The sequence below is a fragment of the Nocardia sp. CY15 genome, assembly GCF_009829295.1.
GTDB lineage: Bacteria > Actinomycetota > Actinomycetes > Mycobacteriales > Mycobacteriaceae > Nocardia > Nocardia sputi.
Genome location: NZ_VUOT01000013.1, coordinates 18,960 through 31,639, shown reverse-complemented (window position 1 = coordinate 31,639; position 12,680 = coordinate 18,960). Strand labels below are relative to the sequence as shown.

The window sequence follows — 12,680 nt, the reverse complement described above, 5'->3', positions numbered from 1 at the left end:
TCCGAGCGCCCTGCGCATCAACTGTTTCCGTCCCTGACGCTCCGGATCGAGCCGGACGCTTCAGCCCGGAGCGAACGTCACCACCAGAACATCGCGATAGGCGGGGCGGTTTCGGTCGACCGGACGTACCGGCGAGACACTGTGCAGGGTGCGGCGGTCGTCGCCGAGCAGCAGCGCTCCCGGCCTGCCGAGTGTGCTTCGCAGCAGCCGTCTTCCGTTCGAATCGAATACCGAACTCGCGCCACCGGCAGCGTTCTGCCTGCCGACCAGAAGCGAAGAGACGAGTGTGACGCCGTCGCGGTGGCGGCCTTCCGGTGTGGGCAGACCGTTCGCGTCCGCCGATGCGATCACACGGAAGGGATGTACCTTCGCGCTCCATCGCGCCGGGGCGTCCAATGCCGTCGCCATCCGTGCGAGCAGTCGCAGCACCGCCAGGAACACGGGGTCGGCCACGAAGGATTCGGTCAGGGGCTCGAAAGTGCGATCCACGCCGATGTAGAGCGGATTGCTGTTCTCCGGCTGCACGAACGTATTCTGAGGCAACCGCCCGATCCGCTCGCTCGAGCCGGTGAGCGAGAACTGCCCGTAACGGCGCAGCCTGCATGTTCCGTGGGCGCCGGCGTAGACGTCTGTGCTCAGATCTTCCCAATGTCGACGGAAGCGATCCCAGTCCGCTGTCTCCAGACCGAGAGCTGATGTCGTGAGTGCGGCGGGCATCAGGTGAACGCCATCGGTGACCAGGGCGTGCCGAGCGGCTTCCACCGCCGGTCGGTCCCGCCCCAGTGCCTGCGGTGATTGCTGCGCCTCCGTCCCCGCCGCGGTAGGGATTCGCTTCACGGGATGATCTGCCTTTCTCTGACCTCTGCGCGACGTCGTCGACGCTCGCGACCAGGGGCTAATGAGAGCCGGTTCGGGCAGGTGTGGAGAGGATCCGGTGGGCTCTGGCCTTGACGGCGTCGGGCAGGACGTGATTGGCCAGGCCGAAAGCCTTGGACAGCAGCGAGGCGGCGAAGACTTGTTGCCGGCCGCTCAGCAGGGACTCGACGCCCTGGCGGGCCACCTCGGCGGGATCGTCCTTCGTCATGCGGCCGACGCGGGTGCCCAGCATCCCGGCGCGGCGGAAGAAGTCGGTGTCGGTGGGGCCGGGCAGCAGGGCGGTCACGGTGACATCGGTGTCCCGCAGTTCTTCGCGCAGGGCTTCGGCGAACGACTGGATGAAGGATTTCGACGCGTTGTACACCGCTTGGCCGGCGCCGGGCATCGTGGCGGCGATGGAGGAGGTGAAGAGCAGTTTGCCGTCGTTGCGCTCGACCATGCCGGGCAGGACGAGTTTGGCCAGGTGCACGGTCGAGCGGATGTTGAGACCGATGATGGACAGTTCGTCGTCGAAATCGGTTTCCAGGAACGTGCCGCCGCGGCCGACGCCCGCGTTCAAGGCGACAGCGCTGGGGTGCCGCCCGTATTCGGTGGCGGCCCGGTAGAGCTGTTCGACGCCGCCCGCCGTCCGCAGGTCGACCTGCACCGGGCGCACCTCGAAGCTCGGGTCGAGCAATGACGCGGCGGCGGTCTCGATGGCGTCGTCTTCGGCGGCGATCACCACATCGTAGCCGTGCTCGACGAATTGCCGAGCCAGCTCGAAGCCGATACCGCTGGAAGCTCCGGTGACGAGTGCGAGGGGTCTGTCTGTCATGTGATGCGGCTACCCACTGACGTCGCACTCATACGCGAACTCGGATTACCGCCGACCGCGACCGCGCGCACGAGGCCGTGCGCGCTTGTGCGATGGCCGAGCCGGTCGTTCGGGCGACTCGTGGTGGTGGCTCGCCCGCTCGGTAGTCTGCAAGGGTGTCCGCCGCTCCCGCCGACGCACCGATCACGCCGGTGCGAAACGGAGTGTTCTTCACACTTCCGGAGGCGTTGCCGCGTGGTCGGCACAAGCTGGCGCGGGAGCAGGTGCTGGCCGCGCAGCGAGAACGGCTGCTGGCCGCGGCGACCGAACTGCTGGCCGCCCGCGGTTACTCCGGATTCGGCCCCACCGACATCGCGAAGCGGGCCGGAGTCTCGTTGGCGGCTTTCTACGACGCCTTCGCCAACAAGGACGAATGCGTCTTCGCAGGCTACGACCGCTTCATCCAAGTGCTGCTGACCCAGCTCATCACGGCGGAGATCAAAGGCAGAGACCGCAGGTCCGTCGTCGGTGCGGCCCTCAGCCGGTACCTGGGCACCTTGCAGGACGACGTGGTCGTCGCTCGCGCTTACCAGGTCGAGATCGATGCGCTCGGGCCCGCCGTCCGCCGCCGGAGAAGGCAGTCGCTACGCCGGTTCGCCGAACATATCCGGGGTTTGGTGCAAGGCGCGAGCAGCGATCGGCAACCACCCCTGTCCGTCACGGCTTACATGGGCGTCGTCTACGCCGTACGTCAACTCACCGCCGACGCGCTCGACGAATCGGAAGAGCCGGACCTGACCGCGCTCAGCGCAGACTTGGAACCCTGGCTCATCGATCTGTTCCGCGAACGCTGACCGAGGGCGCTGCGCGTGTTTCCGACTTGACATGGCAGCCGCGGTCCCGCAGCATTGGCGTAAACATCATTACTCCGATATCGCCCGCCTCGGCGTGGCCACCGCAAACCGAATGCCCGATTCCGCCGTCGTCGATCCGCTCGACGGGTGCCTGTCGTCGAAAATGACCACCGGATGGCCATAACAATCGCACTTTTCACCCGTGACCTGCGTGTCCACGACAATCCCGTCCTGTTGGCCGCCGTGCGCGAGGGGGCGGCGGTGGTTCCTCTCTTCGTCGTCGACGACCGTATCGTCGGCAGCGCCCGCCCCGCCGGCAATCAGCTTCGGTTCCTCTCCGCCGCGCTGGCCGAGCTCGATGCCGAACTGCGCTGCGCCGGTGGACAGTTGGTGATCCGACACGGCGATTACGTGGATGCCGTGGATCAGGTGGCGGCGCAGGTACACGCCGACAGCGTCCACGTCGCCGAGGACGCCACCTGGTACAGCCGCTGCCGGACACGGGCGCTGCGGGAACGGCTGGCGCGTCGCAGTTGCCTGCTGCATACCCATCCCGCCACCATCACCGCCGTCGATCCGTCCGACTGCGCCCCGCACGGAGCGAGCGACCAGGTTCCCGACTTCCCGGCTTACTTCCGCCGATGGCTGGAAGCTCCCAAGCGGCGTCCCCTGGTCAAGCCGTCGGAGTTGATCGTCCCTCGCCTCGACAGTGATCCCGTTCCCAGATTCGACGAACTCGGCGATGCCGCTGTTTCACCGGAGCTGTCCGTCGGCGGGGAGATCACAGGGCGTGCGCTGTGGCGGGGCTGCACCGACGACCGGAACCCGTCACGCGGCAGGCCAAGAGGCGATCTCACCAGGGAGGGGTATTCCCGGCTGTCGCCGTACCTGCATTTCGGCTGTCTTTCCGCGGCCGAGATGGCGCATCGCACCGACATGGCGACGACGGACGGACGCGCCTTCCTCCGCCTGCTCGCTCGGCGCGACTTCCATCTCCAGTTCCTCGCCGCCCGCGCCGACATCGCCCGGTACGGTGATCGCCTCCGCCAGCGGCACCCCCATGATCCGGTCGTGGTCCATGCCTGGCGTGACGGCCGTACCGGATACCCGATCGTCGACGCCGGGATGCGGCAACTGGCCGCGCAGGGATGGATGCCGGAACGAGCGCGGGTGATCGCCGCCGATTTCCTCACTACGACGTTGCGGGTGGACTGGCGGGTCGGCGCCGAACACTTCCGGCGGTGGCTGCTCGACGCCGACGCCGCGAGCAGCCGCTTCACCTGGCAGCAGGTGGCGGGAAGCCTGCGCATTCCGTTCTCCGTCGGACGTCTCGACCCGGGCGCCGCCGGCGCTGCGGAACGCTACGACCCCGAGGGGAACTACGTGCGGCGCTGGATACCGGAATTGGCTTCCCTGCCGGGTTCGGAGATCCATCGCCCGTGGCGGCATCGCGTGCCGACTTCGGTATATCCAGCCCCTATCGCCGGTAGCGGCCGCAACTAGCGGGTCATCCGCGCGGTTTCGCGTGACCGCTGCCGGGTACCGCCGCGACGGACGTAGTTTGTCAGCCCGTCCCGACAGCCCGAGGGAGATCAACTATGGCAACCACGATCGATTCGACCACCGACGCGATCGATTTCCTCGTCCACCAGCACGGCCGGATCCGGCAACTGTTCGTCGAGACCGCCGACACCACCGATCCGGTGGAGCGCGAGAGCAAGTTCTTCGAACTGCGGCGTCTGCTCGCCGTGCACGAAACAGCCGAAGAGGAGATCATCCACCCGCGTGCCCGTCGTGAAATCGGTGATGGAGCTTCCGTCGTCGATGCGCGGCTGGAGGAAGAGAACAAGGCCAAAAAGCAGCTCGCGGCGATGGAGGAACTCGACATCAGCTCGATGGAATTCCAGGTGAAACTGGCCGCGTTGCGCGAAGCCGTGCTGGCGCATGCCGACCACGAAGAACGAGAGGAATTCACGCAGCTGCGCGAGGAACTCGACGCCGATACCTTGCAACGGATGCGCAGGACGGTGGAACTCGCCGAGACGATGGCCCCGACCCGGCCGCATCCGGGAGTGGAGTCCGCGACCGCGAACGTTTTGGTGGGACCGTTCGCCGCGATGATGGATCGCGCCAAAGACGCGATCAGCAAGCCGCGGCACTGATTCCGGATCATGCGCGCGGCGCGCGGCTTCGATGCGCCGCGCGCCGCGAGAGCGCCTGAGCCGCCACATCCGAACTGCGGCGAAGGCGCAAGGTCAGTCCGGCATATGCAGTTCGTGAGTGAACGGTTTGGTGCCGTGGACCGCGGGCTCGCCGTCGGGGTTGGTCTCGGCGCCGTGATTCACCCGGTCGTCGGTGTCGAGCCATTCGGTGACCGGATTGTCGATATAGCGCCATTCCGTGCCCGCAGGCCACGGTCCCTGCCCTTCGTTCCAGGGACCACGGGCGCTCGCCGCGCCGTTGGACATGTTGAACGCGACGTTCTGGAACCGGTCGTCGCCGGGCAGCGCTCCGGGTGGGAAATTGATCGGCAATTCGTTCAGCGCCGCGGTGAACTGCTGGAAGTGCGCGATTTCGCGGGTCATCAAGAACGAAAGCGTGTCCTGCACGCCGGGATCGTCGGTGAACTGCTTGAGGTACTCGTAGACGATCTTGGCGCGGGACTCTGCGGCGAGATTGCTGCGCAGGTCGACCGACGGCTCACCGTTGGAGTCGACGAACGAGCCCGACCACGGCACGCCCGCCGCGTCTTTCACCGCGGGTCCGCCGCCGCTCAACACGAAGTACAGCGGATTCACCGCGACCTGGTGGATGACCTGGTCCCGTCCGCCGGACGTCGACACGACCGGCATCCAGTCGCACCGCTCGTTGGCTTGTTTCAGATCGTCGTTGAGCCCGTCGAGCAACATCGTGATCATGGCGCCGACGATCTCGAGGTGACTGAATTCCTCGGTGGCGATGTCCATGAACAGGTCGTAGGTTTTCGGATGCTTCTTACGCAACAGAAACGCCTGGCTGAAATATTGCATGGCGGCTTTCAATTCACCGTTGGCGCCACCGAACTGTTCTTGCAACAGGGTCGCGAAGCGGGGGTCGGGACGGTCCACGCGAACCTCGAACTGGAGATCCTTGTTGTGGGTGAACATCGCTCTCCTTACCAGTATGGTCGGCTGTTCTAGCCTCCAGCGCGGCTTCAGTGCTCACGCAGCGCAGGACGAGCAGAGATGCGTTACTTGTTCGATGGCGACGATACGGGTTTCACCAACCCCTCTTTCGCAACGACACGAAGTGCGGCGACGGGTACAACTCCGGCCTTTCGATCACCAGCGGTCACGCTCGTGCTCGCCGCGTGGACGCTGACTCTGATGAGACGGACGTCCGACCCTGATCTGCCGGGCAGGCGCCAGCGGCGAGCTGTGACCGATCCGCCCGGCACGCATGGCCGATACCAGTTCCGCGCAGACCTCATGCGCGCCGAAGCGGGGAGACCACCCGAGTTCACCTCGCGCCTTGGAGGAGTCGAGCAGGCACGCGCGGTCGGCGAGGGCGAGCCATCCCGGGTGCAACGGCTGGAGCCCGGTCCACCATCCCGGCCAGGCGGCGGCATGGAGCGCTGCCCGTGGCGTCGGCAGGCGGAAACCTCCGAACGTGGTCGCGAGCGCGTCGGCGTGCAGAGTCGGTTCGGCGGCGAGGTTGAACGCTCCCGCCGCACGATGGCGCACAATGCGCCCGATCGCCGCGGCCACGTCCGAGCTGTGCACGAGCTGTAGCCGGAAGTCACGCCACAGTGGAACGGGCAACAGGCGCCTGCCGAGCAGCCACCTCGGCAGCCACGGCGGCAGGATCCAATCCGCCAGTTCGGCGGCGGACTCGGCCTGCGCGATTCCACACGGACGAATACGCGCTGTCCGGATCTCCGGGTTGCTCGCCTCGAAGCGGTCCAGACGCCTCTCCAACCGCGCCTTGGACGCGCTGTAGGCACTACCGGGCACCCCGGACCGTTGCCATTCTTCGGAAACGCGGCGCCATCGGTCGGCCGGGGTGTAGGCGGCGCACGAGGAAGCGGCGACGAAGTGGGGCACCGCGGTCTCGGCTGCGGCTCGCAGTACGTTCTCCGTGCCGGTCTCGTTGGTTCTGCGCATCGGAGGGTCGCCGCGACGCGGATGAATGGCCCATGCCAGGTGGACCAGTGCGTCGGCGCCCGCACAGGCCGCGCGCAAGGTCTCGACGGAGCCGGCGGCCCCGATATCGCAGGACACCCACCGGGCCGCCGAATAGGGTTCGCACGCCGGATCCGGTGCGCGGCGAGCGATCCCCACGATCTCGCAGCCGTCCGCACGCAACACCCGCAACAACGCCGTGCCCACGTTGCCGCTCGCGCCGGTGACGACCACCCTCATGCGCCGCGCCGCTCGGGGGTGGGGCGGGCGATCCGCGCAAGCGGGGGAGGGGCGGAGTTCCGAGCTCGATCGAGCAAGTCGGCCACCTCGATTCGCCGCGTGTCGAACACGTCGCGGCCCGTGAGCGGCCCACGCAGGCAGGCCGGGATATCCGGCATGCGCCACCTCCATTCCCACCGCGCGATTACCCCATCGGTGGGAAACAATGACAACCGGTCCGGGAATGCGCTGAAGCGAAACCGCACGGAATGGTGGCCGGGAGCGGAGAGTGTTGTCCGCGCCCGGCCGGGTAGTCGCGGAACATGGCTACTACAGCTCCACTACCAGAAGAACGGGAAGGCGCTCCGCGGCGAGCCGTGGTGACCGGGGGAGACTCCGGGATCGGTGCGGCGATCGCGGTCGCACTCGCGGCGGGCGGGACCGATGTCGGGCTGACGTTCCGCAGCGACCGGCCGGGTGCGGAGGACACCGCCGCGCAAGTGCGCGAACAGGGGCGGACCGCTGCCGTGCGCCATCTCGACTTGACGGATCCACCGGCCGCCGCGTCGGTGATCGACGACCTCGCCGGTGAACTCGGTGGCCTGGATGTGCTGGTGAACTGCGCCGGTACCGGGTCGGCGCAGAAGGTCATGGAAATGAACTTCGACACCTGGCGGCAGGTGCTGTCGGTCGACCTCGACGGCGCGTTCGTCTGCGCGCGGCGCGCCGCCGAGCACATGATCGCCGCGGGCGACGGCGGCCGGATCATCAACATCACCAGCGTGCACGAACACGCGCCCCGCGTCGGCGCCGCACCGTACTGTGCGGCCAAAGCGGGCCTGGGAGCACTGACGAAGGTGCTGGCACTGGAACTCGCCGAACACGACATCACCGTCAACTCGGTGGCGCCCGGCGAGATTTCGACACCGATGACGGGCCAGGAGGACGTCGATCCACGTGAGCAACACCGACCGGGCGTACCGCTGGGCCGAACCGGCCATGCCAAGGAGGTCGCCGCCGTAGTGGCGTTCCTCGCCGCACCGGAGGCGAGCTATGTCACCGGCGCGTCGTACGTCGTGGACGGTGGCATGCTCTTGATGGGTCCGCAGGCCAGCACCCTGCTCACCGACGAGAAATGGCGCACGCCTTAGCCACGTCCGGCCGGTCTACCGCTCCGCTACCGGGGTAAGGCAGCTGTCCGGTGGATCGACGAAGAAGCAGAGGGCCGGACCCCGGGTGGGCCGGTAATGATCGGGAACTCCGCCCGCGGCGACGAGCTGCGTGTAGGTGCCGACGGCATCGGTGGGGCGGCGGGTGAGGGTGGGGTCGGTGCGCACGTCCACGGTGTAGAGGCCGAATCGTGGGGTGTAGCTGCCCCATTCGTAGTTGTCGGTCAGGCTCCAATAGTTGTAGCCCATGACGTTCATGCCGTCGGCCTTGGCGCGCTGAATCCAGTAGACGGTGTCGCGCAGGTGATCACTGCGGGTGTAACCGTCGGCGCGAGGACGACCGTTCTCGGTGGGCATGCCGTTCTCGACGACGTAGAGCGGCTTGCCCGGGAACCGGCGCGAATAGAATTGCAGCGCATAGTAGATGCCCTCGGTGCGCAACGGCAGCTCCCAGATCTGCGGTCCCGGCAGGTTCGGCATCGCCGAGCCGCTGGCCCTCGCGATGGACTCGATCAGCGACTGCGCCGGATCGTAGGCGAAGTAGTAATCGACGCCGACGTAGTCGAGCCGGTCGGCGATGCGGTCCACCAAACCACCGTTGACCTGCGCCTCCGAGCCGGCGACATAACCGACATTGCTGGTCACCTGCGCACCCGGCTGCTGCTGGTGGATGTAGTCGTAGATGGCGTTGTGCGCCTGCGCGACCCGGTCCAGCATCTCTCCTGCGTCCGCGGCGCCCCTGCGGACCTCGTGCATGATGTAGGCGACGGGCTCGTTCACGGTGACCCACAACGGGTTACGAGACGAGTAGCGGTCGACGACGGTGCGCATGTTGGTCAGCCAGTCCGCGACCATCCGCGGACTGCGCCAGCCCCCGCGGTCGACGGCCCAGCCGGGGTACACCCAGTGATCCAGGGTGATCATCGGACGCATCCCGGCCCGCTCGACGGCGGCGATGACCGCGTCGTAGAAACGAAACGCGGACTCGTCCCACACGCCCGGCGCGGGTTGCACTCGCGCCCATTCGATTCCGATCCGAAACACCCGCACGCCGAGGTCGGCCGCGAGCTGGATGTCCGAGGCATACCGGTCGTAGAAGTCGACCGAATCGCGAAGTTCGTCGTAACCGGGATTCGCGGCGATGTACCGCGTCCAATTGCTGTCGGGCGCATGGCCTTCGGACTGTAATCCGGAAGTGGAGACGCCCCAGAGGAATTCGCCACCCAGCGACGGTAGGCCGGCGACCGGCCGTACCGGCGGGGTGGCGGGAGAGTGCGTGGAAAGCAACAGCGTGGATGCCGCGGCGGCGAGCGCGGCGAGGACGTACCTACGGAACCGGGATCGCATCCGCCCAGGGTAACCGCGTCCTGTCCCGCGGTGTTGAAATCCGCGTATCAGGGCGATTCGAGGACGTCGATGGTTCCCCTCGCTACTGCCGACTGCCTACTGCATGGCGAAGCGCAACAGCGCCTGCATGTCGCCTTGCTTGACCTTGCCTTGGCGGTTGAGGACCTCGAGCTGCCACTGATCGCCGTTACGGAAGGCGCGGGCTACCGCATTGGCGTTGTCGGTGCCGAGCAGGGAGGGCCAGATGTCGGCGACCTGCTGGCTGTTTCCGCCGGTGGCATCGTAGATCTTGAAGGAGATGTTGTTCGCCTTCTCGAACGAGCTGCCCTTCTTGAACGCGGCGGCCACGAAGACGATGGCGTCGATCGCGGAGGGGACGTCGGCGAAGGTGACGTGGATGGTCTCGTCGTCACCGGAGGCGGCGCCGGTCTGCTCGTCACCGGTGTGCGCGACCGATCCGTTGCCGAACGGGTCCAGGGAATCGAGTCCCGCGAAACGCACCGGCTCGCTGCCCTGCATGAGCACGGCGATCAGATCGAGATCCACACCGCGTTTGCGGCGCGCCCAGCCGAGTGCGCCACCGCTCGTGCCGGAGGACGGATCCCAGCTCACGCCCACACTCAACTTCATGATCCCCGCCAGGTCCGCGGCACCGTCTTCTTTTCTAAGCGTTATCACGCCATCAGGATACTGATGACGACCTGTCGCGCCCGCCATAACCGATTCGCCCGTCAGGGGAAGCCGGATGACGTCGGCGGCCCCTGGAATCACTGGCCTGTAATGGAACCTCGGCGTGCCCACCATGCCTTGACGACTCCGGCCGCACCCACCTGGACTCGACGCCGGTTCGGCACGGTGGCGCGATAGTCGAACACGGCGAAATCGCTGTCCTCGATGCGGTCGAGGATTTCCGCGTACAGTGTCGCCGCCGTCGCGACGCAGGGTCGCGATCGGCGGTGCAGCAGGGCGATTCCGTCGTGGGCGAAGCGGTAGACGTCGCGGGTGAGCGCGTGCTGGGCCGCGAGGGCCTTGCGGACCCGGGGCTCGGTCCGCCGACGCGCCAGGCACCAGCGCAGCAGATCCCGGTCGACTCCGAACGCGGCCAGTTCGTCGGCGGGTAGGTATACCCGATCGCGCAGCAGGTCTTCGCCGACGTCGCGCAGGAAGTTGGTCAGCTGGAACGCCCTACCGAGTGCGGCGGCGTAAGGTGCGGCATCGGCGGCGCAGACGGTCCCCAGTACCGGGAGCAACTGCAATCCGATCACTTCGGCCGAACCGTAGACGTAGGTGTCGAGCGCGGCGCGGTCCGGGTAGTCGGTCACGGTCAGGTCCATCCGCATCGATGCGAGGAAAGCATCGAACAGGGCTGCCGGTATGCCATAGCGGTCGGCGGTGTCGAGAATCGCGGGTAGAACGACGTCGGCGGTGGCGTCGCGATCACGGAAACGCGTGGCGAGAGCATCCAGTTGCCGGGCTCTTTCCGCGGGTTCGCGGTGCGGGTCGAACTCGTCGAGGATGTCGTCGGCTCGGCGCGCGAATCCGTACAAGGCGTGTACCGCTGGACGCTGATCACGTGCGAGCAGCCGGGTCGCCAAGAAGAACGTTTTCCCGTGGCGTGCGTTGAGCTGTCGGCAACAGCGGTAGGACCGCTGGAGCGGCGAATCGCCGATCCGGGTGCTTTCGAGTCTTGTGCGGGTCATCTCGGTTCCGATCACGTCAACGATCAGTTCGGCTGTTGGTGAGCCCTGTTCCCACCGGTTCGACGCGGCGAGCCCGGGCGGGCGGTAGGCCGGTGATGCGATCCGCGGCAAGCCGACCGGAGATGAGCACCGGGGGTATTCCCACCCCTGGCACTGTCGAGCCACCGGCCAGCACGACGTTGTCGATGCCGCGGATCATGTTGGCGGGCCGGAACGGACCGGTTTGAGTGAATGTGTGGGCAAGTGCGAAAGGGCTTCCGGCGCGCATGCCGCGGCGCGACCAGTCGGCCGGCGTGTCCACGCGCAGGATCTCGACATCGCCGAGTCGCGTACCGAGGCGTTCCTGCGCGATCTGCACGATCCGCTCGATGTAATCCGGCCCGTCCTGCTCCCAATCGATGTGGCCCCGTTCGAGATTCGGCACCGGCGCGAGGACATAGAGCAGATCCCGCTCCGGTGGCGCCAGCGAGGGATCGGTAGCGGTGGGACGTGTGACCAACAGCGAGGGATCGCGCATCACCTGCCCGCGGACGGTGATGTCGTGGAATGACTCCTCCCAGGCGGTCCCGAACAACAGGCTGTGGTGCGGGATCCCGGCCGCGGGCGCACACGCGAGATGGGCGATCACCGCCGACGGGGCGGAACTCAGCGGAACCGGACGTCGCGGTGTGCGCGCGATCAGCTGGTACGCCTCGTGCAGTTCCGTCGTCAGCACGACAGCGTCGCAGGCGATTCGGTCACCGTCGCCGGTGAACACGCCGGTGATCCGCGAGCCGGTGCTCTCCAGCGCGGTCACGGCGGTGTCGTAGCGGAATCGGACACCGGCAGCGGTCGCCGCGTCGGCGAGCGCGATCGCAACGGAGCGCATGCCGCCGCGCGGAAAGAACACACCGCCGATGGTGTCCATGTAGGCGATCACCGCGTAGGCGGCCAGCGCCCGGCTGGGCGCGACGCCCGCGTAGAGCGATTGGAACGTGAAGATACGCCGCAGGTCCGGGTCGCGGATGTGTCGTGCTACGGCGCGATCCCATCGCCTGAAACCGCCCAACGCGACCAACCGAGCCAGGGCGGGGGAGACCATCGACAGCGGTGAGTCGAAATTGGAAGCGATGAAGCGGTCCATCTCCGCTCGATACAGGCGCGTCAGCCACCGCCGCAGACCGCGATAGCCGTCCGCTTCGCCGGCTCCGGCGAACCGGCGGATTTCCTCGTACATCCGTTCGGCGTCGGTGTGCACCTCCAACGTCCGGCCATCGGCGAAATGCGACCGGTACGCCGGCTCGACGGGCGCCAGCGTCAAGTGATCCGCAGCGCGAGCTCCGGCGGCGGCGAAGACGCTGTCGACGAGCTCCGGCATGGTCAGGACCGTGGGGCCGATGTCGAGCCGATACCCTCCGAGGTCCGCGTATCCGGCTCGCCCGCCAGGCACCGATTCGCGTTCCAGAACGATGACTTCTCGGGATCGGCCTGCCAGGTGCAGGGCCGCCGACAACCCCGCAAGGCCTGCTCCCACGATCACGATCCGGTCGGTAGCGCCGTTGACGGTGCGCATCGGTGGGCCT

At 67.2% G+C, this 12,680-nt stretch carries 13 protein-coding genes; 4 read left to right on the top strand and 9 right to left on the bottom strand.

What is annotated here, in order from left to right; all coding sequences use genetic code 11:
• Positions 1 to 60: 60 nt before the first annotated feature.
• Positions 61 to 828, bottom strand: a complete 768-nt coding sequence (locus tag GVY39_RS17225) for a 2OG-Fe dioxygenase family protein (RefSeq protein ID WP_370523802.1) — start codon at positions 826 to 828, stop codon at positions 61 to 63.
• Positions 829 to 895: 67 nt separating this feature from the next.
• A complete protein-coding gene (locus GVY39_RS17220; RefSeq protein ID WP_159925645.1) occupies positions 896 to 1,690 on the bottom strand; it encodes an SDR family oxidoreductase in 795 nt (264 codons plus the stop codon).
• Positions 1,691 to 1,845: 155 nt separating this feature from the next.
• Here GVY39_RS17220 and GVY39_RS17215 point away from each other — a divergent pair, with 155 nt between their 5' ends.
• From GVY39_RS17215 to GVY39_RS17205, 3 genes are all read left to right on the top strand, one after another.
• Positions 1,846 to 2,523, top strand: a complete 678-nt coding sequence (locus GVY39_RS17215; protein ID WP_201295250.1) for a TetR/AcrR family transcriptional regulator — start codon at positions 1,846 to 1,848, stop codon at positions 2,521 to 2,523.
• A gap of 174 nt (positions 2,524 to 2,697) precedes the next feature.
• A complete protein-coding gene (locus GVY39_RS17210; RefSeq protein ID WP_159925643.1) occupies positions 2,698 to 4,026 on the top strand; it encodes an FAD-binding domain-containing protein in 1,329 nt (442 codons plus the stop codon).
• Positions 4,027 to 4,121: 95 nt separating this feature from the next.
• Positions 4,122 to 4,685, top strand: coding sequence for a hemerythrin domain-containing protein (locus tag GVY39_RS17205; RefSeq protein WP_159925641.1), 564 nt, complete (start codon positions 4,122 to 4,124; stop codon positions 4,683 to 4,685).
• Positions 4,686 to 4,778: 93 nt separating this feature from the next.
• On the opposite strand, the gene GVY39_RS17200 is transcribed toward GVY39_RS17205, so the two are convergent.
• The 3 genes from GVY39_RS17200 to GVY39_RS17190 form a co-directional block, all read right to left on the bottom strand.
• Positions 4,779 to 5,669: a manganese catalase family protein gene (locus GVY39_RS17200; RefSeq protein WP_159925639.1), complete on the bottom strand. Its 891-nt coding sequence runs from the start codon at positions 5,667 to 5,669 to the stop codon at positions 4,779 to 4,781.
• A 174-nt stretch (positions 5,670 to 5,843) separates the two neighbouring features.
• Positions 5,844 to 6,923 carry an NAD-dependent epimerase/dehydratase family protein gene (locus GVY39_RS17195; RefSeq protein WP_159925637.1) on the bottom strand — a complete coding sequence of 360 codons (1,080 nt, stop codon included), beginning with the start codon at positions 6,921 to 6,923 and terminating at the stop codon, positions 5,844 to 5,846.
• On the bottom strand, positions 6,920 to 7,081 hold the full coding sequence (locus GVY39_RS17190) for a hypothetical protein (protein ID WP_159925635.1): 162 nt from the start codon (positions 7,079 to 7,081) through the stop codon (positions 6,920 to 6,922). Before GVY39_RS17190 ends, GVY39_RS17195 begins: the two co-directional genes overlap by 4 nt.
• A 144-nt stretch (positions 7,082 to 7,225) precedes the next feature.
• Between GVY39_RS17190 and GVY39_RS17185 the strand changes: the two genes are divergently transcribed.
• Positions 7,226 to 8,053: an SDR family oxidoreductase gene (locus GVY39_RS17185; RefSeq protein WP_159925633.1), complete on the top strand. Its 828-nt coding sequence runs from the start codon at positions 7,226 to 7,228 to the stop codon at positions 8,051 to 8,053.
• 15 nt (positions 8,054 to 8,068) lie between these two features.
• Here the strand turns inward: GVY39_RS17185 and GVY39_RS17180 are convergent, their stop codons facing one another.
• The 4 genes from GVY39_RS17180 to crtI all read right to left on the bottom strand — a co-directional run bounded on the left by GVY39_RS17180 (position 8,069) and on the right by crtI (position 12,670).
• Positions 8,069 to 9,418 carry a family 1 glycosylhydrolase gene (locus GVY39_RS17180; protein WP_159925631.1) on the bottom strand — a complete coding sequence of 450 codons (1,350 nt, stop codon included), beginning with the start codon at positions 9,416 to 9,418 and terminating at the stop codon, positions 8,069 to 8,071.
• Positions 9,419 to 9,514: 96 nt separating this feature from the next.
• On the bottom strand, positions 9,515 to 10,096 hold the full coding sequence (locus tag GVY39_RS17175; protein ID WP_159925629.1) for a TerD family protein: 582 nt from the start codon (positions 10,094 to 10,096) through the stop codon (positions 9,515 to 9,517).
• Between the two features lie 89 nt (positions 10,097 to 10,185).
• Positions 10,186 to 11,118 carry a phytoene/squalene synthase family protein gene (locus tag GVY39_RS17170; RefSeq protein WP_159925627.1) on the bottom strand — a complete coding sequence of 311 codons (933 nt, stop codon included), beginning with the start codon at positions 11,116 to 11,118 and terminating at the stop codon, positions 10,186 to 10,188.
• A gap of 16 nt (positions 11,119 to 11,134) precedes the next feature.
• Complete coding sequence (gene crtI / locus GVY39_RS17165) at positions 11,135 to 12,670, bottom strand: phytoene desaturase family protein (protein WP_159925625.1); 1,536 nt, start codon at positions 12,668 to 12,670, stop codon at positions 11,135 to 11,137.
• Between the last annotated feature and the right edge of the window lie 10 nt (positions 12,671 to 12,680).